Source organism: Pseudomonas bubulae (genome assembly GCF_037023725.1).
GTDB classification, from domain to species: Bacteria; Pseudomonadota; Gammaproteobacteria; order Pseudomonadales; family Pseudomonadaceae; genus Aquipseudomonas; species Aquipseudomonas bubulae.
The window spans coordinates 2,870,060-2,891,587 of the sequence record NZ_CP146077.1; the positions used below are offsets into that span (position 1 = coordinate 2,870,060).

General features: G+C 60.6%; 20 protein-coding genes. 12 read left to right on the forward strand and 8 right to left on the reverse strand.

Translation table 11 applies throughout. The annotated features are described in order from the left end of the window. Window positions 1–9: 9 nt before the first annotated feature. The 4 genes from V6L81_RS13270 (at window position 10) to dctM (ending at window position 3,921) form a co-directional block, all read left to right on the forward strand. Window positions 10–837, forward strand: coding sequence for a CoA ester lyase (locus V6L81_RS13270; RefSeq protein ID WP_338660020.1), 828 nt, complete (start codon window positions 10–12; stop codon window positions 835–837). 76 nt (window positions 838–913) lie between these two features. After that, window positions 914–1,906, forward strand: coding sequence for a TRAP transporter substrate-binding protein (locus V6L81_RS13275; RefSeq protein ID WP_095000527.1), 993 nt, complete (start codon window positions 914–916; stop codon window positions 1,904–1,906). Between the two features lie 99 nt (window positions 1,907–2,005). Then, complete coding sequence (locus tag V6L81_RS13280) at window positions 2,006–2,644, forward strand: TRAP transporter small permease (protein ID WP_338660021.1); 639 nt, start codon at window positions 2,006–2,008, stop codon at window positions 2,642–2,644. Further along, the gene (gene dctM / locus V6L81_RS13285) at window positions 2,641–3,921 is read left to right on the forward strand and encodes a C4-dicarboxylate TRAP transporter large permease protein DctM (protein ID WP_095000525.1); all 1,281 of its coding nucleotides are present in this window, start codon (window positions 2,641–2,643) and stop codon (window positions 3,919–3,921) included. Before V6L81_RS13280 ends, dctM begins: the two co-directional genes overlap by 4 nt. A gap of 399 nt (window positions 3,922–4,320) precedes the next feature. Here dctM and V6L81_RS13290 read toward each other — a convergent pair whose 3' ends face one another. After that, window positions 4,321–4,854, reverse strand: coding sequence for a peroxiredoxin-like family protein (locus tag V6L81_RS13290; protein WP_338660022.1), 534 nt, complete (start codon window positions 4,852–4,854; stop codon window positions 4,321–4,323). Window positions 4,855–4,858: 4 nt separating this feature from the next. After that, entirely contained in the window at window positions 4,859–5,371 is a 513-nt protein-coding gene (locus V6L81_RS13295) for a MarR family winged helix-turn-helix transcriptional regulator (RefSeq protein WP_095023521.1), read from the reverse strand. 112 nt (window positions 5,372–5,483) lie between these two features. Here V6L81_RS13295 and V6L81_RS13300 point away from each other — a divergent pair, with 112 nt between their 5' ends. Further along, entirely contained in the window at window positions 5,484–6,695 is a 1,212-nt protein-coding gene (locus tag V6L81_RS13300) for a YeeE/YedE family protein (protein WP_095000522.1), read from the forward strand. Window positions 6,696–6,733: 38 nt separating this feature from the next. Here V6L81_RS13300 and V6L81_RS13305 read toward each other — a convergent pair whose 3' ends face one another. The 5 genes from V6L81_RS13305 to V6L81_RS13325 all read right to left on the reverse strand — a co-directional run bounded on the left by V6L81_RS13305 (window position 6,734) and on the right by V6L81_RS13325 (window position 13,615). Then, window positions 6,734–7,099: a hypothetical protein gene (locus V6L81_RS13305; RefSeq protein ID WP_165484574.1), complete on the reverse strand. Its 366-nt coding sequence runs from the start codon at window positions 7,097–7,099 to the stop codon at window positions 6,734–6,736. A 197-nt stretch (window positions 7,100–7,296) separates the two neighbouring features. Further along, window positions 7,297–8,811, reverse strand: a complete 1,515-nt coding sequence (locus V6L81_RS13310) for a nucleobase:cation symporter-2 family protein (RefSeq protein WP_095000520.1) — start codon at window positions 8,809–8,811, stop codon at window positions 7,297–7,299. Window positions 8,812–8,907: 96 nt separating this feature from the next. Then, window positions 8,908–10,266 (reverse strand): 8-oxoguanine deaminase, encoded by a 1,359-nt coding sequence (locus V6L81_RS13315; protein ID WP_095000519.1) that lies wholly within the window; start codon window positions 10,264–10,266, stop codon window positions 8,908–8,910. A gap of 560 nt (window positions 10,267–10,826) precedes the next feature. Beyond that, window positions 10,827–12,530 carry an amidase gene (locus V6L81_RS13320; protein WP_095018105.1) on the reverse strand — a complete coding sequence of 568 codons (1,704 nt, stop codon included), beginning with the start codon at window positions 12,528–12,530 and terminating at the stop codon, window positions 10,827–10,829. A 215-nt stretch (window positions 12,531–12,745) separates the two neighbouring features. After that, a complete protein-coding gene (locus V6L81_RS13325; RefSeq protein ID WP_095000508.1) occupies window positions 12,746–13,615 on the reverse strand; it encodes a LysR family transcriptional regulator in 870 nt (289 codons plus the stop codon). Window positions 13,616–13,769: 154 nt separating this feature from the next. On the opposite strand from V6L81_RS13325, the gene V6L81_RS13330 reads away from it, so the two are divergent. From V6L81_RS13330 to V6L81_RS13360, 7 genes are all read left to right on the forward strand, one after another. Beyond that, window positions 13,770–14,807, forward strand: a complete 1,038-nt coding sequence (locus tag V6L81_RS13330; protein ID WP_095000507.1) for an amino acid ABC transporter substrate-binding protein — start codon at window positions 13,770–13,772, stop codon at window positions 14,805–14,807. Window positions 14,808–14,820: 13 nt separating this feature from the next. Continuing rightward, window positions 14,821–15,975 (forward strand): amino acid ABC transporter permease, encoded by a 1,155-nt coding sequence (locus V6L81_RS13335; RefSeq protein WP_095018094.1) that lies wholly within the window; start codon window positions 14,821–14,823, stop codon window positions 15,973–15,975. A gap of 2 nt (window positions 15,976–15,977) precedes the next feature. Then, a complete protein-coding gene (locus tag V6L81_RS13340) occupies window positions 15,978–17,075 on the forward strand; it encodes an amino acid ABC transporter permease (RefSeq protein ID WP_095000505.1) in 1,098 nt (365 codons plus the stop codon). Continuing rightward, on the forward strand, window positions 17,072–17,848 hold the full coding sequence (locus V6L81_RS13345) for an amino acid ABC transporter ATP-binding protein (RefSeq protein ID WP_095000504.1): 777 nt from the start codon (window positions 17,072–17,074) through the stop codon (window positions 17,846–17,848). The genes V6L81_RS13340 and V6L81_RS13345 overlap by 4 nt, the downstream gene beginning before the upstream one ends. Next, window positions 17,845–18,804: an isoaspartyl peptidase/L-asparaginase family protein gene (locus V6L81_RS13350; protein WP_095000503.1), complete on the forward strand. Its 960-nt coding sequence runs from the start codon at window positions 17,845–17,847 to the stop codon at window positions 18,802–18,804. The genes V6L81_RS13345 and V6L81_RS13350 overlap by 4 nt, the downstream gene beginning before the upstream one ends. A gap of 65 nt (window positions 18,805–18,869) precedes the next feature. Continuing rightward, the gene (locus V6L81_RS13355; RefSeq protein WP_095000502.1) at window positions 18,870–19,175 is read left to right on the forward strand and encodes an NIPSNAP family protein; all 306 of its coding nucleotides are present in this window, start codon (window positions 18,870–18,872) and stop codon (window positions 19,173–19,175) included. 29 nt (window positions 19,176–19,204) lie between these two features. Beyond that, entirely contained in the window at window positions 19,205–19,615 is a 411-nt protein-coding gene (locus V6L81_RS13360) for an SRPBCC family protein (protein WP_337859057.1), read from the forward strand. Between the two features lie 557 nt (window positions 19,616–20,172). Here V6L81_RS13360 and gudD read toward each other — a convergent pair. After that, window positions 20,173–21,522, reverse strand: coding sequence for a glucarate dehydratase (gudD, locus tag V6L81_RS13365; protein ID WP_095020980.1), 1,350 nt, complete (start codon window positions 21,520–21,522; stop codon window positions 20,173–20,175). Between the last annotated feature and the right edge of the window lie 6 nt (window positions 21,523–21,528).

Consider the following 21,528-nt stretch of genomic DNA (forward strand, 5'->3'; position numbering starts at 1 on the left):
AGCATCGTGATGGATAACACCAGCATACGTTCAGCGCTGTTCGTCCCGGCTACTCGCCCCGAGCGGATACCCAAGGCGCTGCAAAGCGGCGCCGATCAGGTGATCGTCGATCTGGAAGACGCTGTGGCCGAGGACCTCAAGGCCCAGGCCCGCGCCAGTCTGGATGCTTTCCTTAATGACAATCCGCAGGCCAGGGTGCTGGTGCGGATCAATGCGCCGCAGCATCAGCAGCAGGCAGCCGATATCGAGTTGTGCCGTCGCCAGCCCGGCGTGGTGGCGGTATTGCTGCCCAAGGTCGAAAGCGCTGCACAGGTCGAACAGGCTGCGGCGTGTGGCAAGCCGGTGTGGCCGATTATCGAAAGCGCCAGGGGCTTGCTTGAATTGCCGGCCATTGCCCGGGCTCGCGGGGTGGAACGCCTGAGTTTCGGTGCGCTGGACCTGGGCCTGGACCTGGGCCTGGCCAGCGATACGGCTGGCGCGCAGCGCATTCTCGATCAGGCCCGCTACGCCATTTTGCTGCACAGCGTCCTGGCGCAACTGGCGCCGCCGCTGGACAGTGTATTTGCGGACATCAACAACAGCGCCGGCATGGCCCGCATGGCCGCCGATGCCAGGGATATGGGCTTTGGCGGCCTGCTGTGCATTCATCCTGGTCAGGTGGCAGTGATTCACGCCGCTTTTATGCCGCGTCAGGACGAGCTGGACTGGGCGCGGCGGGTTCTGGATGCGGTTGCATCCACAGGCGGGGTGTTTGTGCTCGACGGGCAAATGGTCGATGCCCCGGTCATCGGCCTTGCCCGGCGGGTATTGCGCCGGGCCGGTCTGCCTTGTAACTGAGGCCAGGCGAAGCGGTTAAACGCAGCACAGGCAACACCAGGCACTACCAAATCTATAACAACAAGAGGTATGTCCCATGTTCAAGCACACTCTCAAGGCTCTGGCCTGCGCATTGCCATTATTCGCAGGTTTTGCGGGCGCTGCCGACCCCATCAGCATCAAATTCGCCCACGTTGTCGCCGAGCACACACCCAAGGGGCAGGGCGCGCTGTTGTTCAAGAAACTGGCCGAGGAACGCCTGCCCGGGCAGGTCAAGGTCGAGGTCTATCCGAACTCCTCGCTGTTTGGCGACGGCAAGGAAATGGAAGCGCTGCTGCTGGGTGACGTGCAACTGCTGGCGCCGTCGCTGGCCAAGTTCGAGCATTACTCCAAGCCGATCCAGATTTTCGATTTGCCCTTTCTGTTCACTGATATCCAGGCCCTCGACCGTTTCCAGCAAAGCCCGCAAGGTCAGGCTCTGCTCAAGTCGATGGAGGGCAAGGGCATTACCGGCCTTGGTTACTGGCATAACGGGATGAAGCAACTGTCCGCCAACAAAGCGCTCTACGAGCCCAAGGACGCCCGCGGCCTGAAGTTCCGCGTACAGGCTTCCGCCGTGCTGGATGAGCAGTTCAAGGCCCTGCGCGCGGCGCCACGCAAGATGAGTTTTGCCGAGGTTTATCAGGGCTTGCAGACCGGTGTGGTGAATGGCACCGAGAATACCTGGTCCAACTACGAAAGCCAGAACGTCTATGAGGTGCAGAAGTTCTTCACCGAGTCCAACCATGGCGCCATCGATTACATGGTGATCACCAATACCAAGTTCTGGAATGGCCTGCCTGAAGAGGTGCGCAACACCCTGGATGCGGTCATGGCCGAGGTCACCGTGGAGGTGAACAAGCAGGCCGAGGCGCTTAACCAGGCTTCCCGCCAGCGCATTGCCGATTCCGGCAACAGCGAAATCATCATCCTTACCCCGGAACAGCGCGAGTTGTGGCGTGAAGCCATGCGCCCGGTATGGAAGAAGTTCGAGAGCGACATCGGCCCTGATGTGATCGCGGCCGCCGAGCAGGCCAACCAAAGCAGTTAATAGTCGCCAGCGCTGATTGCCGTCGGTGGTCCCGCAGGGGATCGCCACGGCAACCTTTGCTTTGTCGTTTCTCGACCGTTCTTTCAAGGGAGATTACCCATGCACGCAGCCGTTCGTGTCTGGAATCACGCGGAAGAAATGCTGGTGGCATTCCTGCTTGCAGGCATGACCCTGGTCACCTTCGCGTATGTCGTATTCAACAACCTCTATGGTGTTTTCTATTCCCTGGGGGACTCGCTGCCGTTCGCCAACGAGACCCTGCTCGGCATCGGCGACAGTATTCTCTACGTCGCCCAGGAGATGACCTGGAGTGTGGCCCTGACCAAGGCCATGTTCGGCTGGCTGATTTTTGTCGGCCTGGCCTGGGGCGTGCGCATTGGCGCGCATATTGGCGTCGACTTGTTGGTGCGCCAGTTCAAGCCTGCCAATCAGCGGCGGGTGGCCTTGCTGGCAGTGGCCATTTGCCTGGGCTATTGCGTGCTGATGGCGTACTCCAGCGAGCAGTGGGTGGCCACGTTGTATGCCGTTGGCACCAGTGCCGAAGACCTGGACCGCTACGGTATCAGGCAATGGCAAATCGTGATGATCGTGCCGATCGGTTTTGCCTTGATGTTTGTGCGTTTTCTGCAGGTTTTTATCCGCATCATTCAGGGCAAGCAGCAAGGCCTGGGCTTGCACAGTGAAGTGGAGGACGCCGTCAAACTGGCGGAAAACGACCAGCAGGGGACTCCAAAATGACTATTGCCTTCCTTTTTGTCGCCCTGTTCGTGCTGATGTTTGTCGGTATTCCGGTGGCGATTTCCCTGGGCTTGTCCGGGGCCATGACCATTCTGTTCTTCAGTAACGACTCGGTGCGTTCGCTGGCGATCAAGCTGTTTGAAACCAGCGAGCACTACACATTGCTGGCGATCCCGTTTTTCCTGCTATCGGGTGCATTCATGACCAGCGGCGGCGTGGCCCGGCGCCTGATCGATTTCGCCAACGCCTGCGTCGGGCATATCAAGGGTGGCCTGGCCATCGCCGCAATCCTGGCCTGCATGCTGTTTGCGGCGCTGAGTGGCTCTTCTCCGGCCACGGTGGCGGCGGTGGGCTCGATCGTTATCGCCGGCATGGTCCGTTCTGGCTACAAGCAGGATTTTGCTGCCGGTATCGTCTGTAACGCCGGGACCCTGGGCATCCTGATTCCGCCGTCGATCGTCATGGTGGTTTACGCTACCGCCACCGAAACCTCGGTGGGCAAGCTGTTTATGGCCGGTGTTGTGCCGGGTCTGTTGCTGGGGCTGGTATTGATGGTGACCATCTACATCCTGGCGCGGGTCAAGGACATGCCATCGCTGCCCCGGGCCTCGTTCAAGGAAATCGTCACCGCCGGGCGCCGTGCCGGCTGGGGCCTGATGTTGATCGTGATCATTCTCGGCGGTATTTACTCGGGCATGTTCACCCCTACCGAAGCGGCTGCTGTGGCAGCGGTGTATGCAGCGTTCGTGGCGATCTTTATCTACAAGGACATGACCGTCCGCGAATGCCCGAAGGTGATTGTCGAGGCGGGCAAGCTGAGCGTGGTGCTGATGTTTATCATTGCCAACGCCATGCTTTTTGCCCATGTGCTGACCACCGAGCAGATCCCGCAGTCGATTACCGCCTGGGTGGTGGAGCAGGGCTTTACCCCGATTGAGTTCCTGTTGGTGGTCAATATTGTGCTGTTGGTTGCAGGGACTTTTATGGAGCCTTCGGCAATCATCCTGATTCTGGCGCCGATCCTGTTCCCGATTGCCATGCAACTGGGGATTGATCCGATCCATCTGGGCATCATCATGGTGGTGAATATGGAAATCGGCCTGATCACCCCACCCACCGGGCTAAACCTGTTTGTCACCTCGGCGGTCACGGGTATGCCGCTCACTCGAGTGGTACGTGCGGTATCGCCGTGGTTACTGGTGATGCTGGCGTTCCTGGTGCTGGTGACCTATGTGCCGTTTGTGTCGCTGGCGTTGCCGAATTGGCTGGGGATGTAGCGGGCGGGCGCAGGGAATAGTGTGGGAGCGGGCTTGCATCGCGATGCAGGCGACGCGGTCTGGCAGGCTCATCGTATGGATGCCATCGCGGGCAAGCCACGCTCCCACAGGTTTTGTGTCGTAGTTAAGAGCTGCGGTTTGCAGGATTCATTGTGATGCAGGCGGCGCGGTCTGGCAGGCTCACCGTATGGATGCCATCGCGGGCAAGCCGCGCTCCCACAGGATTTGTGGCGTACTTAAGATCTGCGGTCTGCAGGATCCATGTGGGAGCGGGCTTGCTCGCGATGCAGGCGGCGCGGTCTGGCAGGCTCACCGTATGGATGCCATCGCGGGCAAGCCGCGCTCCCACAGGTTTTGTGGCGCACACATGAGTTGATGCCTGCATGCACGCTACTTGGGTCAAACGCGGCCGACTGCCGCAATCAATTCCTCAGGCTCCACCCGTTGCGCGTAGTCCAGGTTGACGAACGCTTCGCGTATTACCGCATCCTGGTCGATTACAAATGCACTGGCCAGTGGCAGTGTAAGCGAGTCAGACCCGTTGACGCTCTTGAGGTCCGCACCCAGGGAACGGTAGATTTCGTCCAGTTCGTCCTCAAGCTCGAAAACAATGCCGTACTGACGGGCAAGGTGGTTGTCGATATCACTGAGCAGCAGGTAAGTGATCCCCAGCGCTTCACGGGTTTTACCCGTGAACTGCGGCGTCTGCGCCGAGACGGCAACCAGCGTCGCCCCCGCGGCCGTTAGATCACTGACCATCTGCTGGTATGCACTCAAGGCCTGATTGCAGAACGGGCACCACAGGCCTCGGTAGAACACCAGTACCAACGGCCCCATGTCGAGAAAATCGCGCAGATCGACGTTCTGCCCGTTTTCGTCCTTGAGTATCGCCAGCGGCGCCTTGTCGTTGGCTTGCAACGCCTTGCTGCTCAAATGGCTATCGACCAGCTTTTGTAGCGAGGTCGAGCGCTTGGCTGGCCGAGAGGCAATAGATCGACTCGGCCAGGGCCTGGCGTTGCCCGGGAGGCAAGTCCTGGATCATTCCGCTGATCCAGGCGGTGTGCTCGACAAAAACGTCATCGACCACGCGCTTGCCTTGCGCGGTCAGCGTAATAATCAATTTGCGCCGGTCCGTCGGGTCGGTTTTGCGCTTGATCAACGCGGCGCGCTGCAAACCATCGAGCAGCCCGGTGACCGTTCCCGTGGTAATCGACAATCGGGTCGCCAGTTCCAGAGGGGAGAGCTTGCCTCCCGCGTTTTTGAGGGTCAGCATGATGACAAAACGGCCCTCCGACAGGTTGTAGCGGGCCAGCCGTGTTGCGCAGGCGCGATTGATCGCCGCTGCCGCCGAGAGCAACTCGAAACACAGCTTTACGCTGTCCCTGACCTCAGGCGCTGCGCTCTCTAGTTCACACAGCATGATGTGGTGCTTGTTCTCTAAAATATTCATAAGGCGCAGTTTATCTTGGCGCCTTACTAAGTCAAACGGTTAGGCCGAAGCCCCGCCTGGGGTATACTTTGCCGCCACGCAATTTAGCCAAATCATACGTATCGGGATTTCCATGAGTCGTTCTCTTTCCATAACCCCTGGGCGCAAACCGCTTGCGCCGCTGTTGGCCTTTATCTTGTTGCTGCAGGGCGCTGTTTTCCTGCAAAACAATGTCGGTACGCGCCAGGTGTTGTTGCTGATCGTCGGCGCGGCGCTGGGCTTGACCCTTTATCACGCTGCATTCGGTTTTACCTCGGCCTGGCGAGTTTTTATCAATGATCGCCGTGGTGCAGGCCTGCGCGCGCAAATGGTGATGCTGGCCGTGGCTGTGGTGCTGTTTTTCCCCGCGCTGGGAGCGGGCACCCTGTTTGGCCAGCCGGTCGTCGGGCTGGTGGCGCCGATCGGTGTGTCGGTGGTGTTCGGTGCGTTTATTTTCGGCATCGGCATGCAGTTGGGCGGCGGGTGTGCGTCCGGCACCCTGTTCACTGTCGGCGGCGGCAATGCGCGCATGCTGGTGACCCTGTTGTTCTTTATCTGCGGATCATTAATCGCCACTCAGCATGTTGACTGGTGGTTTGCCCTGCCTGCGTTTCCGGCGACCTCTATCGTTAAAAGCTTCGGGGTGGTTCCCGCCTTGCTGCTGAGCCTGGCCGTGTTCGCGATCATCGCCGCAGTGACTGTACGCCTGGAGAAATCCCGTCACGCCAGCCTTGAAGCAGGGGTGACCAGTGAACATCAGGGCCTGCGCCGCTTTTTGCGTGGGCCGTGGCCTCTGGTCTGGGGGGCGATAGGTCTGGCGCTGCTGAACTATGCCACGCTGGCACTGGCCGGGCGGCCGTGGGGTATTACTTCGGCGTTCGCGCTGTGGGGCGCCAAGGCGGCAAGCGGACTGGGGGTTGATGTTGGCAGTTGGGGGTTCTGGCAGATGCCGGGCAATGCCAAGGCACTGGCCGCGCCGGTGTGGGAAGACATCACCAGCGTAATGGATATTGGCATCGTTCTCGGTGCGTTGTTGGCCGCCGGCCTGGCCGGTCGTTTTGCTCCCAGCCTGAAAATCCCGCCGCGCTCGCTGCTGGCGGCAGTGATTGGTGGCCTGCTGCTCGGGTATGGCTCGCGTCTGGCCTACGGCTGCAATATTGGCGCGTACTTCAGCGGCATCGCCTCAGGCAGCCTGCATGGCTGGGTATGGCTGGTGGCAGCGTTTATCGGCAACACGGTGGGCGTACGCCTGCGACCACTGTTCTTTACCGGCGAGCGGCCACAGGCGGCGTTGAGCGGCTGCTAAAAAAGGTACAGGGGCTGCTTTCTCGGCAGCCGTTTTTTTCAGCGACGATAGTCGCGGTGATGGTTGTCGTAACGCTGGTGCATGGCCCGGTCATGACGGCGGCGCTCGGCTTCGCGGCGGGCTTGCTCCCGACGCCATTGATCGCGACGCCAGTTTTCTCTGCGGCGATCGTCTCTGCGAGCTTGCCAGCGGTTGTCATACCGGTGGTGGTCGTCACGGGCAAGCAGGGGCGCTGTCTGTTCAGCGGCCAGCCTTGGCCAGGGATTGGCAGCCGTCGTCTGAACGGCTCCAGGTTCAGTAGCAAAAACCGCGGGCGGGGTCTTTGTCGGTGTAGCTGATGCCGAGCCCATTGCCGCAAACGCGAACAGGCTCAAAAGCACCATCCGTGGGGCGTGGAATTTCATGAGCGAAGATAACCTCTGAATATCATTCGAATGTGTCGCCATCTGCTGACTGACGCCTGGAGCTCGCGCTTGTCGCGCAGATACGCGTACTCACATAGACAGATAAACAGGGAAAAGTTCGCAAGCCGGCTGCTTGTGTAAATCGGCGCAGTATGCAAAACGGCGCCTGAGCGCCGTTGTGCCGGGTTTAAGGCAGGTTAGTGTTCTTGCTCGAAGCTCTTTTTACGCAAGGGCGGGGACTGTTCGTAGTGCTCGTCGGACTCCACCACGGGTACTTCCTTGCCATTGCAGTCGAACAGCTTGCCATCGCGAAATACATCGCCATCGTTGAGGCAGCTGATATCCCGGGAGCGCAGGATACGGTCGCTGGCGGCGACGAATACCGACTGCTGGTCGGAGTTGCCGGCCCGCAGATGGTTGAACAGCAGGTTGAGCAGGATGGCCATGATTGCGGCCGAGCTGATGCCGGAGTGGAAGATGGTCTCGAACCAGGTCGGGAAGTGCTGGTAGAAGTTGGGCGCTGCAATGGGGATCATGCCGAAACCGATCGATGTGGCGACGATGATCAGGTTCATGTTGTTGCGATAGTCCACCTGCGCCAGGGTGCGGATGCCGCTGGCGGCGACGGTACCAAACAGGACCAGACCAGCACCGCCAAGCACGGCAGTGGGCACGGCGGCGACCAGGCGACCCATCACCGGCAGCAGCCCCAGTGTCACCAGGATCAGGCCGCCGGTGGCCACCACATAACGGCTCTTGATACCGGTCACGGCGACCAGGCCAACGTTCTGTGCAAAGGCGCTCTGGGTAAAGGAGCCGAACAGCGGCGCCAGGGCACTGGAAATCATGTCTGCGCGCAGGCCGTTGCCAAGGCGTTTGGCGTCGACCTTGGTGTCGATGATTTCGCCCACTGCCAGGATATCGGCGGAGGTCTCGACCATGGTCACGATAATCACGATCAGCATCGACAGGATGGCTGCGAGGCGGAACTCGGGCATGCCGAAGTGCAGCACCTCGGGCAATGCGACCAGCGGGCCTTCCAGCACCCGGGAGAAGTCGGTCATGCCCACGGCCGTGGCAACCAGTGTGCCGATAACGATAGCCAGCAGAATCGACAGGCGTGAAATACTGGCGCTGCCCAGCTTGCTGAGCAGCAGCACGAGCACCAGGGTGATTGCCGCCAGGCCGATGTTGGCCATGCTGCCGAAGTCAGGTGACTGACTGTTGCCGCCCATGGCCCAGCGCGCCGTGACCGGCATCAGGGTCAGACCGATGGTGGTGATGACGATGCCCGTCACCAGGGGCGGAAAGTACTTGGTGATGCTGGAAAACAGCGGTGTGATCAGCAGGCCGATCACGGAAGCCACGATCACCGCCCCGAACACCACCGGCAGGCCTCCTGCGCCGTCACCGCCAATGATGGCGACCATGGTGGAGACACCGGCGAAGGACACCCCCTGCACCAGCGGCAGGCGACAGCCAAAGAAAGGGATACCCAGTGTCTGCAACAGTGTGGCCAGGCCACCGGCGAACAGCGAAGCGGCGATCAGCAGGCCAACGTCGGCCGATGAAAGGCCGGCTGCCTGGCCAATGATCAGGGGCACCGCAATGATGCCCCCATACATTGTCAGGACGTGCTGCAGGCCGTAGGCCAGGTTGGCGCCAGTACCGAGGTTTTCGTCTTCTGGACGAGGGGAAGCGGTAGAAGTCATGGTGAGTAGCTCGCTTTTGTTATTTTAGATGCGTCTAACAGCACGTTCTCAGTTGCATCCGTTGAGCCCTGTCAGGAACTCAACGGCCTGAAGGGGTTATTCACCGCTGACCAGCTGGTGGGCCAACTGGTTGTGGCGTTCCAGCACCCGCGGCAGGTCGACGGTGGTGAGGTGGCCATCCCTGACCACCACGCGACCATTGATCACGCTGGTATGGACCTGGGTCGGGGTACAGAACACCAACGCTGCCAGCGGGTCGTGATGGGCTCCGGCGTAGGCCAGATGGCCCAGATCGAAAGCGACAAAATCCGCCACCATGCCCGGTGCCAGTGCACCAATATCATTGCGGTTAAGCACCTTGGCGCCCCCCAATGTGGCAATTTCCAGCGCCTCGCGGGCGGACATCGCATCGGGGCCAAAACCCACCCGCTGCAACAGCAGGGCCTGACGTACTTCACCAATCATGCTGGCGCCATCGTTGGACGCAGAACCGTCAACCCCCAACCCCACCGGCACGCCGTGGTCGCGCATCCTGCGAATCGGCGCGATCCCCGAAGCCAGGCGCATGTTCGAGCACGGGCAGTGGGCGACCCCAGTACCGGTGCGGGCGAACAGCTCGATGCCGTGCTGGTCGAGTTGTACGCAATGGGCGTGCCAGACGTCGTGGCCGACCCAGCCCAGGTCTTCGGCGTACTCGGCAGGGGTCATGCCGAACTTCTCGCGGCTGTAGGCGATGTCACTGACGTTCTCGGCAAGGTGGGTGTGCAGCGAGACCCCGTACTGGCGGGCGAGTACTGCGGCCTCGCGCATCAGGTCGCGGCTGACCGAGAAGGGCGAGCAGGGCGCCACGACCATGCGCAGCATCGAGCCATGGCGGGGGTCGTGGTAGTCCTCGATCAGACGCTGGGACTCTTTGAGAATATGGCTTTCTTTCTCAACCACCGAGTCGGGCGGCAAGCCGCCCTGGCTACGGCCCACGCTCATGCTCCCGCGTGCGGCGTGAAAGCGCATGCCGATCTCTGCAGCGGCATGGATGCTGTCGTCCAGCTTGCAGCCGTTGGGGTAGATATACAGATGGTCACTGGAAGTGGTGCAGCCAGAGAGAATCAGCTCGGCCATTGCTGTTTGGGTCGAAACCGCGATCATTTCCGGCGTGAGTCGCGCCCAGATTGGATACAGGTTGTTGAGCCAATTGAACAACTCGCCGTCCTGGGCTGCCGGTACAACGCGGGTCAGGCTCTGGTACATATGGTGGTGGGTGTTGACCAGGCCCGGGATAACCACCTTGCCGGTCATGTCCAGAATCACGTCGGCCTGTTGCGGCAGGGATTCGCTGGGGCCGACCTGCTTGATCAGGTTGTCTTCGATAAACAGGCCGCCGCGCCGGATTTCCCTGCGTTCACCATCCATTGTGACCAGCAGTTCTGCGTTCTTGACCAGTAAAGTCTTTGCCATGGGTATTCCTCTTCCGTTTGGAGTTTGCTTTCAACGTGATGCGGTTGCAGGCATCGGTTTTCGGCTTGAGCCAAGCCCTGGCAGCCGGATGCAGCATGGCTGGGCAGGGGCGGTCGGTTCACTGGCACACCCATGGGCGCAGTGAATACGCGATGACATGCGCCGGTAAGGCGCGTTGAATTGAAGCGGCTGTGCAAGCTGCATGGTGTTTGACCATCGCAATACGCAGCGGCGATTGCCGGAGTCGTAGGCGTGCAATGATGTAACCAGAATTGGTTATTATTGTATACAACTAAAAATGCAGTGATGTTGTCGATTGTGACCGGGGGCTGGCAGGGGAGAAGATTTGCTGGAGTCTGGAGAGTCGATCAGGAGCGGGTGCGGGGGCGGGTAATGTGGGAGCGAGCCTGCTCGCGATGCAGGCGACGCGGTCTTTCGGGTAAACCGCAGGGATGTCTTCGCGAGCAGGCTCGCTCCCACAGGAATTGCGGGGTGTTTTTATCACCGGGTGCGAGGGCGGGACCTATGAGCGGTGCTGCTCACAGATCCCGCCCATGCCATCACGTCAACGCTGGTGTACGCGGCGGGATCATGCGTTTGCTGCCGGTTGCCTCAAATGCCGAAGCAAAGCGCAGCAATGTCGAATCGTCATAGGCGCGACCGGCAAACGTCAGCCCCACCGGCATGCCGATGTCGGCCATCACGCCCATGGGCACGGTCACGGTCGGTACGCCCAGATGGCGGATGGCCAGGTTGCCGTTGGCCACCCACACGCCGTTGCTCCAGGCGATATCCGCCGACGCCGGGTTCACATCCGCATCTGCCGGGGCCACATCGGCCACGGTCGGGAACAGCACGGCATCCAGCCCCAGGCGATCCATCCAGTCTTCCAGGTCGATGCGCCGGGTTTTTTCAAGGCCGCGCAGACCGTCTGGCACGCTACTGATCTGATCCCACGGGGTAATGCCGCGCTGGGCCATGCGCACGTATTCGTCCATGCCAGCCGCCAGTTCGTCTTCACGGTTGGGCAGGGTGCCCGGGTCGTGAGGGAAAATCAGCGGCCCATCGACGTCGGCCAACCGGTTGAGTTTAGGGTCACCGTTGGCGCGCAGGAAATCATCGAACGCCCACGCGGACAACTCCCAAAGCTCGTCATGCATAAACTCTTTGGATACCAGCCCGCGGGTGAACACGGTTGGCGCGCCGGGGCGATCGCCTTCGCAGTTGGAAACCAGCGGGAAGTCCACTTCAATCACTTCGCCGCCCTGGGCCTCGATGGCCTTGCGCGCGGCTTGCCACAGGTCGATCACCGAGGCACGGGTGATGATGCGTTGCCCGGTGGGGCCGCCGATGCCCGGTGCTTCGGATGTGCCGGCCTCGGGGTCGGCATTGATATACATGCGCGGTACGCCAAAGCGTTTGCCGGCCAGTGCTTCGCTGCCGGCATTGAGTTGTGCATAGGAGGCCGGACGCACCGAAGCCACACTCGGAATCGGTACCCAGGGCTGCAGGCGCCACAGGTCTCCACGGGTATCAGTATCTTCAGCGACGACCACATCGAGCACTTCGAGCAAGTCGGCCATGGTGCGGGCAAAGGGCACCACCACGTCCATGGTCGGCGTCAGCGGCCAGTTGCCACGTACCGAAATCACGCCCCGTGAAGGGGTGTAGGCGCACAGGCCGTTGTTGGACGCCGGGCCGCGCCCGCTCGACCAGGTTTCTTCCGCCAGGCCGAAGGCCGAGAAGCTGGCCGCCGTGGCCGTACCCGCACCGTTGGACGAGCCGGAGGCAAAAGGTGCCGTCAGGTAGTGGGCGTTGTACGGGCTTTCAGCGCGGCCATAGACCCCGCGCTGCATACCGCCGTTGGCCATGGGCGGCATATTGGTCTTGCCCAGGCAGATGGCACCGGCACCGCGCAGGCGCTCGATGGTGAATGCATCGCGGTACGCCACCAGGTCCTTGAAGGCGGGGCTGCCCGACGCGGCGGTCAGGCCCTTGACCAGGTAACTGTCCTTGGCGGTATAGGGGATGCCGTCCAGCGGGCCGAGGGTCTGGCCCTTGGCCCGGCGGTCGTCGGAGGCCTGCGCCTCGGTCATTGCCAGGGGGTTGCGCACCACCACGGCATTGAGGGCGGTGGGGGTGTCAGCTGTGTCGTAGGCGTCGATCCGCGCCAGATAAGCCTGTACCAGTTCTACCGCCGTGGTCTGGCCGGATTCGAGCGCGGCGCGCAGTTGGGCTATGGACACCTCGGTGACTTCAATCATGGGCTTACCGCTTGAGGACAATGGGAAACCGCAGAGCTTAGCGAAACTCCTGCCTGCACAGCCAGCCCATGTGATATTTGATGTCGTAAATATGTACCGTGCCTTGTGGGAGCGGGCTTGCTCGCGATTGGGTCGGCGCGGTGTATCCGCAATACCGAGGCGCTGGCTTCGCGAGCAAGCCCGCTCCCACAAGGGGCTTGCGCATCAGGTGGATTTTACAACCGCTGCCAGAGCGCTTCTGCCTGGGGGTTGCGGTTGTCCCGCCAGCGCACCAGGATCACTTCCAGATGGTCGGACTCCATGTCCGGGTACACGCGCACCAGTTCACCGCGCTCAATCAGCGGCGCCACCATGCTGTGGGGCATGCACGCCACCCCCTGGCCACTGGCGACCATCGGTTTGAGTGCCTCGGACACCGTGGCCTCGAATACCTGCAGCAAACGCTGAGGCTGGGGGTGACGGTTGATCTGGGTACGCGACAGTTCATGCAATTGCGCACTGCGCGAATAGCTGAGCAGCGGGATCGGTTCGTCGGTCTGGGTGCAATGCGCCGCCAGTTGCGGAGTGGCCACCCAGTACAGCTCGTCATGACCCAGGGACTTGACCTCGAACTCGCTCTGGCGCGAGTAGGGTGCGGTCTTGGTGTCGCGATAGAACAGGATGAAGTCGCAGCGCCCGGACATCAGCGCCATGTAGTAGTCGTCGGTGCTGCGATAGCCCGTGTCGATACGGGTGAACAGCGGCGCCTGCGGGCTGTTCAACTGGCTGATCCAGCCCGGGAAAAAGTTGCACGCCAGGGTATGCAGCGAGGCAAAGGTCAGCGGCCGGTTGAGCACCTTGACGCTTTGCTCGCAGTCGCGGGCCATGCGTACCAGCTCAACGGCATTGGGCAGCAGCGCTTCGCCAGCAGCGGTCAGGCGCACCGGGTTGCGCTCGCGGTCGATCAGGGTCGCGCCCAGGTGGGCTTCCAGCAATTGAATGCGTCGGCTCAGCGCCGATTGCGATGAGTTGCGCATGCTGGCCGCGGCCGTGAACTTGCCGGTATCGGCCAGGGCGAGAAAATCTTCGTACCAGTCAATGTTCATAGACTTATTCCAATATTCGATAGCCCGTCCAGCATAGTGGATCAATTGCCGCTATCCGCGCCATGCCGCCGTCTTTATTGTGCACCTAAACCGCCACCTGCCGTTGGATTGTGGTTGACAGGCATAACAAGAAGAATTTTAAAAGGGCAATGATATGCACAAATTGAATAGGGCCAAGCTTTTGCTGGGGGCTCCGCTGTTGGCCCTGCTGTTGACCGGTGCCCAGGCTGCCCAGGCAGGTGTGCTGGACAAGGTCAAAGCCCATGGCAGCGTGCGCTGCGGGGTAGCAGGTGACAAACCGGGGTTTTCGCTGATCGATGACAAGGGCCGCTGGACCGGTATGGACGTAGACCTGTGCCGCGCTGTGGCCGCTGCGGTGCTGGGGGATGCAGACAAGGTCGAGTACCTGACCACCACCGCCAAAAACCGCTTTACCGCCCTGGCTTCCGGGGAGATCGACATTCTGTCCCGTGCCGCTTCCTGGACCGCTGAACGCATAGCCAACCTGGGCGTGGACTTCACCACGGTCTGGTTCTACGACGGTCAGGGCTTTATGACCCACGCTGCCGACGGCATCGAGAAACTCACCGACCTGGACGGTGCCACTTTCTGCCTGTCACCGGGCACCACCTCCGAGCAAAACCTGGAGGACTATTTTGGCCGCCGTGGCCTGACTTACAAAACCGTGGTCATCGAAAAAAGCCCCGAACTCTACGCTGCCTTCCAGCGCGGGCGCTGTAACGCCATTTCCAATGACTCTTCGGGGCTGGCGGCGCGTTTGGCGCTGATGAACAACCCCAAGGACTATGCGCTGCTGCCCGAGGTGATTTCCAAGGAGCCGTTGGGGGCCTTTGTCGCACAGGGTGATACGGTCTGGCGCAATATTGTGACCTGGACCGCCTATGCCCTGATGACCGGCGAAGAACTGGGCGTGACCTCGGATAACGTCGACGAGTTGCGTGGCAACAAGAGCGCATCCACCGATATCGCCCGTTTGCTGGGCACCGAAGGCACCATCGGCAAGTCCTTTGGCCTGGACAGTGACTGGGCCTATCGCGCCCTCAAGCAAGTCGGCAACTACGCGCAAATCTACGACCGTAACCTCGGCCAGCAGACGGCATTGAACATCCCGCGCGGCCTCAACCGCAGCTGGAAAGACCATGGCCTGATGTACGCGCCGCCGATTCGCTGAGGGGATTTCTGTGATGTCGACCCATCGTTCGCCCAATCTGCGCCTGTCGAGCGTGCTGCAGCAGGGGCTGGTACTGGCTCTGGTTGCCGCGGTGTTTTATCTGCTCTCCAGCAACGCCGCGCTGAACTTGAAGAACCTCAATATCGCCTCGGGATTCGGTTTTCTGTCCCAGCGCGCAGGCTATGACATCAGCTTCTCGCTGATTGATTACACCCCGGATGCGACCTATGCCCGCGCCTATCTGGTGGGCTTGCTCAACACGCTGCTGGTGTCGGTGCTGAGCATTGTGCTGGCGACCCTGCTGGGAGGTGCGCTGGGCATGGCGCGCGTCTCTGACAACTGGCTGATCAAGCGCCTGAGCGGCACCTGCATCGAATTTTTGCGCAATGTGCCGCTGGTGGTGCATCTGGTCTGGTGGTACGGCCTGGTGCTGGCGCTGCCCGGGGTCAAGCACTCGGCCTCGCTGTTTGGCGTGGTGTTTCTGAACAACAACGGCCTCACTCTGCCCTGGCTCGAACAGGGCAGTGTGGTCGGCTGGGGGCTTTTCCTCATGCTGCTGGGCACGTTGCTGGCTTATGTGTTTTGTCGCTTGAAGGAAGCCCGCGGGCCATGGCGCGGTTTTGCCTGCAGACGCTGGCCCGCGCTGTTGGCTGGGGCGGTGCTGCTGCCCGTGCTGGTGTATGCCTTGAGTGATGCCCATGTGCAATGGGAAGTACCGGTGCAGCGCGGTTTCGGTTTCAAGGGCGGAATCACCCTGGTGCCGGAGATGCTTGCGTTATGCCTGGCCTTGTCGTTCTACAGCGCCAGTTATATCGCCGAGATTGTGCGTGGCGCGATTGAGTCGGTACACCGCGGCCAGTACGAAGCGGCCAGGGCGCTCGGCTTCAAATCCGGTTCCACAATGCGCCAGTTGATCGTACCCCAGGCCATCTACCCGATGATCCCGCAGATCACCAACACGTACCTGAATATCGTCAAGAACTCTTCACTGGGGGTGGTCATCGGTTTTATGGAACTGGTGTCGTCCACCGGCGGAACAACCCTGAACCAGACCGGCCAGGCCATTGAATGCATCGCGCTGGTTATGGGCACTTACTGCCTGATCAGCCTGGTGATCTCCCTGGGGATGAACATCTACAACCACCGTATCGGCCAGAGGGGGCACTGAACATGACCGCAATGAATCAGGCACTGGCAGTCCCGCTGGCACCGCCGCGCTTGCCCTGGGTACAGCGCGCCGCAGCCTGGAGCCGCAGCCAGTTGTTCCCCAGCGTGGGCCACAGCCTGCTGACCCTGGGCGTGCTGGCGCTGCTGTGCTGGTGCATTCCTGCTGCGCTGAACTGGCTGGTATTCGATGCCACCTTCATCGGCAGCAGTGCCAAAGACTGCAACCCCGGCGGCGCCTGCTGGTTGCCGATTACCCAACGCTGGAACCTGTTTGTGTACGGCTTCTATCCGCAAGCCGAACAGTGGCGGGTAAGCCTGGCACTGGTGCTGGCAGGGGCGGCGTTTGTCTTGCTGTTTTTCAAGCGCCTGGACCGTCGCCTGCTGCTGGCGTATCTGGCGTTGCTGCCGATCGTGATGTGGTGGCTGCTCAAGGGCGGTGCCGGTTTGCCCGAGGTGTCTTCGACCAAGTTCGCCGGGATGCTGGTGACAGTATTCCTGGGCACCGCCGGGATGATTTTCGCGCTGCCGCTGGGGATTTTGCTGGCGCTGGGCCGACGTTCGAAACTGCCGGTGGTGCGCATGCTTTGCGTGCTCTATATCGAACTGGTGCGCTCGGTGCCGGTGATTTCGCTGCTGTTTATGGCTTCGCTGATGATTCAGCTGTTCCTGCCGCCGGATTCGGCCTTCGACATCCTCTTGCGGGTGCAACTGGTGCTGATCCTGTTTACCGCCGCCTATATGGCTGAAACCCTGCGCGGCGGTTTGCAGAACCTGCCCAAGGGCCAATACGAGGCGGCCATGGCGCTGGGTTTTGGTTACTGGAAAACCATGGGCCAGATCATTTTGCCGCAAGTGCTCAAGCAATCCATTGCGCCCTTGCTCACGCAGTTTATCGGCCTGTTCAAAGAGACCACGCTGGTGATGATCGTCGGCGTACTGGACATCGTCGGTATCGCCATGAGCACCGCCGTCGCCCCGGAATGGGTTGAGTACGGCCACGAAATCTACGTCTTCCTGGCGATCTACTTCTTCGTCATCTGTTTTGCACTGTCGCGCTATGCCCGACACCTTGAACAACGTATGGAGCAAAGCCGCTCATGATCAGCAAACCCAAGGCTGATGCCGCCGCAATGGTACGCATCGAACAATTGAACAAGTGGTTCGGCAATGCCCATGTGCTGAAAAACATCTCGCTGAATGTCCATGCCGGGGAAAAAGTAGTGATCTGCGGGCCTTCGGGCTCCGGCAAGTCAACTCTGATCCGCTGCATCAACCAGCTGGAACAACACCAGCAGGGCCTGGTTGTCGTGCTGGGCGAGGAACTTGACGGCAACCTCAAGGGGCTTGAGCGCATCCGCCGCCAGGTGGGCATGTGCTTCCAGCACTTCAACCTGTTCCCGCACCTCACGGTGCTGAAAAACTGCACGTTACCGCAGACTTCCAACCTGGGCGTGCCCGAGGCTGAGGCCATTGAACGAGCGCTGGGCTTGCTGGACAAGGTCAAGATGCGCGACCACGCCAACAAGTTTCCGTCGCAGTTATCCGGTGGCCAGCAGCAACGAATCGCCATAGCCCGGGCGCTGTGCATGCAACCCAAGGTCATGCTGTTTGACGAGCCGACCTCGGCCCTGGACCCGGAAATGATCGCTGAAGTGCTGGACGTCATGACCGGCCTGGCCCAGGAAGGCATGACCATGATCTGCGTGACCCACGAAATGGGTTTTGCACGCAAGGTAGCCGACCGCATTGTCTTTATGGATCAGGGTGAAATCATTGAAGAGGCCCCCCCGGAGCGGTTTTTCTCGGCCCCTGAATCACCTCGAACCCAACGTTTTTTGAGCCAGATCATCAATCACGGAGTGCATGCCCAATGACCCAATCCATTGCGATGGCCTTGCATGGCGGTGCCGGTGTGCTGATGCCCGGTGTTTTGACCCGCGAAGACGAACAGGCGATCCACGCAGCACTGCTGCAGGCGCTCAAGGCGGGTGTCGATGTCCTGGAAAAGGGCGGCAGCAGTCTGGATGCGGTACAGGCCAGTGTGGTTGAGCTTGAAGAGTGCCCCTGGTTCAACGCCGGCAAAGGCGCGGTGTTTACCCACAGCGGTGACCACGAACTGGACGCCGCGATCATGAACGGGGCCAACCTGGAAGCCGGAGCCGTAGCCGGCGTGCATCATGTGCGCAACCCGATATGCGGTGCGCGGGCGGTGCTGGAGCATAGCGAGCATGTGCTGCTGGCCGGTGCCGGGGCGGACTTGTTCCTGTCCGAACAGGCGGGTCTCGAACATGTCAGCAATGACTGGTACGACACGCCTTTGCGTCGTCGCCAGTGGGCTGCGCAACAGCAGCAACCGGAGACGGTGTTGCTGGAGCCGGGAGGTGTGGAGAAAAAATTCGGCACTGTGGGGGCTGTCGCCCTGGACCGTCACGGCCATGTAGCAGCAGCCACCTCCACCGGGGGCATCACCAACAAACGCTACGGCCGGGTGGGTGACTCGCCACTGATTGGCTCCGGCACCTGGGCGGATGACCGCAGCGCGGCGATTTCGGCGACCGGCCACGGCGAGTTCTTTATGCGCACCGTGGTGGCCCACAATATTGCATCGCGTATTCGCCTGGTGGGCTCGAGCCTGGCAGACGCCTGCGAGCAAGTTGTACAGGGCGAGCTCAAGGAGCTGGGTGGTAACGGCGGCGTGGTCGCCGTGACACCGGGCGGCGAGACCGTGCTGAGCTTTAATACGCCGGGCATGTACCGCGCCTGGCTGGATACTGACGGCGGCCTGCACACCGCCATTTATGCCGAGGACGACTGCCTGCATCGACTTTGAGTGAATTGACCCGCGGGGCGGCTGGAGATTAGTCTCGATCTCCTTTCGCCCCGTGGAATGCATCGATGATCACCTGCTACCTGCGTTACGTGATTGACCCTTACCAACTGGCCGAATTCGAGGCCTATGCCAAAGTCTGGATCCCGCTGGTAGCCAAATTTGGCGGCCAGCATCACGGTTACTTCCTGCCCTCGGAAGGTGCCAATAACATTGCTCTGGCCATGTTTACCTTCCCCAGCCTCGCAGCCTATGAAGACTACCGCGAACGCTCAAAAACGGATGCCGAATGCATTGCCGCGTTCAAACTGGCTGAAGATAATCGCTGTATCCTGAGTTACGAGCGCAGCTTTTTCAGGCCGGTTTTCGACTAACCCCCACTTCTTCAAAGAGGCATGCCCCTATGGCAACTGCATCCGCATTTATTGATATTCCCGCTTCACCCGATCAGGTCTGGCAATTGATCGGTGGTTTCAACTCGCTGCCGGACTGGTTGCCCCTGGTTGCCGTCAGCGAAGCTGGCGAAGGCGGGCGCTTGCGCCATCTGCAGACCGTGGATGGCACGGTGATCGTTGAGCGCCTGCAAGCATTCGACAATGCCGGCAAGACCTACAGCTACTCCATTGTCGAGGCGCCGTTTCCGGTGACCGACTACCTGGCGACCTTGCGCGTTGAAGCGCTGGGCGACGGCGCCCGTGTGACCTGGTCGGGGCAGTTCACCCCGGCAGGTGTAAGCACTGAAGCTGCCGAAGAGCTGTTTACCGGGGTCTATCAGGGTGGGCTGGCGGCGCTGAGCGGCAATTTCGCAGGCTGATTTGTTGTGGGAGCGGGCTTGCCCGCGATGGTATCGACGCGGTTCGACGGGCACACCGCAGCGCCTGAATCGCAGGCAAGCCAGCTCCCACAGGGCATGTTGTGCTCACATAAATGAGGTTTGCCTGATCATTATTGTGGGAGCGAGCCTGCTCGCGAAGGTATCGATGCGGTCTACCAACTGAACCGCGTCGCCTGAATCGCTCGAGCCCAGTTCCCACATTAAATGCAAGCGCAAAAGTGGGTTGAAAATACCCGTTATCCGTGCCGTGATGGCCATTTCAAATCAACTAAATCTTAAAAAGTGTGGCTATTTAATGACTTAGGTCAGTATTGCCTTGAAATAAAATGTGCAGAATCACTTGTTACTGATTGTTACGATAGGGTAAGATCGCCCTGCGTTCACCTACCACGGTTTATGCATTTTTAAGCCCCAAGTTTCCATCAGCTACTTGGGCTTTTTTTTGCCTGAAATTTGATATTGGATCCAATTTTCGGGCAATAAAAAGGCGCCAATCGCTGGCGCCTTGTGGCAGTTGCCACGCTCTAATAAGCGACTCAGCGCACCAGGCAGGGTTTTTTGTTGTCGTATTTCCAGCCGGGAATCATGTACTGCATGGCCACGCTGTCATCCCGGGCACCCAGGCCCATGCCTTTGTACAGTTCGTGAGCCTTGGCCACGGCGTCCATGTCGATGTCCACGCCCAAGCCAGGCTTTGTCGGAACCTTGATATGGCCGTCGACAATTTTCAGCGGTTCACGGGTCAGGCGCTGGCCGTCCTGCCAGATCCAGTGGGTATCAATGGCGGTGATGTCCCCCGGCGCTGCAGCCGCAACCTGGGTGAACATGGCCAGGGAAATGTCGAAGTGGTTGTTGGAATGCGAGCCCCAGGTCAGGCCCCATTCGTGGCACATCTGCGCAACGCGTACCGAGCCCTGCAGGGTCCAGAAGTGCGGGTCGGCCAATGGGATGTCCACGGCCTGCGATTGAATCGCATGGCCCATTTCGCGCCAGTCGGTGGCAATCATGTTGGTGGCGGTGCGCAGGCCGGTGGCGCGGCGGAACTCGGCCATGACTTCGCGCCCCGAATAGCCGTTTTCGGCGCCGCAAGGGTCTTCGGCATAGGCCAGTACCCGATGCTGGTCGCGACACAGGGCGATGGCTTCCTTGAGAGACCAGGCTCCATTAGGGTCCAGAGTGATGCGGGCATCGGGGAAACGCTCGGCCAGTGCAGTGACCGCTTCGATTTCTTCGCCGCCGCGCAGCACGCCGCCCTTGAGCTTGAAGTCGTTGAAGCCGTAACGGGCCTGTGCCGCTTCCGCCAAGCGCACGATGGCCTGTGGGGTAAGGGCTTGTTCATGGCGCAGGCGTGTCCAGTCATCGCCATCCGCTTCGCTGCGGTAGGCCAGATCGGTGTGTTGACGGTCGCCAATATAGAACAGATAGCCGAGCATCTTCACGGAATCCCGTTGCTGGCCTTCACCGAGCAAGGCGGCTACCGGCACGTGCAGAAATTGACCGAGCAAGTCGAGCAGGGCGGCTTCCATTGCCGTCACGGCGTGGATGGTGATGCGCAGGTCGAAGGTTTGCAGGCCGCGCCCCGCCGAATCCCGTGCGGCGAAGGTGCTGCGCATGGCGTTGAGGACAGCCTGGTAATTGCCGATGGGCTGGCCAATCACCAGGCTGCGGGCGTCTTCCAGAGTTTCGCGGATGCGCTCGCCACCGGGCACTTCACCCACGCCGGTATTGCCGCTGCTGTCCTTGAGGATAACGATATTGCGGGTAAAGAAGGGGCCGTGGGCGCCGCTCAGGTTGAGCAGCATGCTGTCATGGCCCGCCACCGGGATCACCTGCAGGCTGGTCACGATCGGAGCTTGGCTGGCGTGGTGTTGATGGTCGGCATTCATGGTCTG

Excerpts from the sequence above, each read along its gene's own strand:
- V6L81_RS13270 (WP_338660020.1), top strand. The coding sequence starts at position 10 with ATGGATAACACCAGCATACGTTCAGCGCTGTTCGTCCCGGCTACTCGC.
- V6L81_RS13275 (WP_095000527.1), top strand. The coding sequence starts at position 914 with ATGTTCAAGCACACTCTCAAGGCTCTGGCCTGCGCATTGCCATTATTC.
- V6L81_RS13280 (WP_338660021.1), top strand. The coding sequence starts at position 2,006 with ATGCACGCAGCCGTTCGTGTCTGGAATCACGCGGAAGAAATGCTGGTG.
- dctM (WP_095000525.1), top strand. The coding sequence starts at position 2,641 with ATGACTATTGCCTTCCTTTTTGTCGCCCTGTTCGTGCTGATGTTTGTC.
- V6L81_RS13295 (WP_095023521.1), bottom strand. The coding sequence starts at position 5,371 with ATGAATATTTTAGAGAACAAGCACCACATCATGCTGTGTGAACTAGAG.
- V6L81_RS13300 (WP_095000522.1), top strand. The coding sequence starts at position 5,484 with ATGAGTCGTTCTCTTTCCATAACCCCTGGGCGCAAACCGCTTGCGCCG.
- V6L81_RS13305 (WP_165484574.1), bottom strand. The coding sequence starts at position 7,099 with ATGAAATTCCACGCCCCACGGATGGTGCTTTTGAGCCTGTTCGCGTTT.
- V6L81_RS13310 (WP_095000520.1), bottom strand. The coding sequence starts at position 8,811 with ATGACTTCTACCGCTTCCCCTCGTCCAGAAGACGAAAACCTCGGTACT.
- V6L81_RS13315 (WP_095000519.1), bottom strand. The coding sequence starts at position 10,266 with ATGGCAAAGACTTTACTGGTCAAGAACGCAGAACTGCTGGTCACAATG.
- V6L81_RS13320 (WP_095018105.1), bottom strand. The coding sequence starts at position 12,530 with ATGATTGAAGTCACCGAGGTGTCCATAGCCCAACTGCGCGCCGCGCTC.
- V6L81_RS13325 (WP_095000508.1), bottom strand. The coding sequence starts at position 13,615 with ATGAACATTGACTGGTACGAAGATTTTCTCGCCCTGGCCGATACCGGC.
- V6L81_RS13330 (WP_095000507.1), top strand. The coding sequence starts at position 13,770 with ATGCACAAATTGAATAGGGCCAAGCTTTTGCTGGGGGCTCCGCTGTTG.
- V6L81_RS13335 (WP_095018094.1), top strand. The coding sequence starts at position 14,821 with ATGTCGACCCATCGTTCGCCCAATCTGCGCCTGTCGAGCGTGCTGCAG.
- V6L81_RS13340 (WP_095000505.1), top strand. The coding sequence starts at position 15,978 with ATGACCGCAATGAATCAGGCACTGGCAGTCCCGCTGGCACCGCCGCGC.
- V6L81_RS13345 (WP_095000504.1), top strand. The coding sequence starts at position 17,072 with ATGATCAGCAAACCCAAGGCTGATGCCGCCGCAATGGTACGCATCGAA.
- V6L81_RS13350 (WP_095000503.1), top strand. The coding sequence starts at position 17,845 with ATGACCCAATCCATTGCGATGGCCTTGCATGGCGGTGCCGGTGTGCTG.
- V6L81_RS13355 (WP_095000502.1), top strand. The coding sequence starts at position 18,870 with ATGATCACCTGCTACCTGCGTTACGTGATTGACCCTTACCAACTGGCC.
- V6L81_RS13360 (WP_337859057.1), top strand. The coding sequence starts at position 19,205 with ATGGCAACTGCATCCGCATTTATTGATATTCCCGCTTCACCCGATCAG.
- gudD (WP_095020980.1), bottom strand. The coding sequence starts at position 21,522 with ATGAATGCCGACCATCAACACCACGCCAGCCAAGCTCCGATCGTGACC.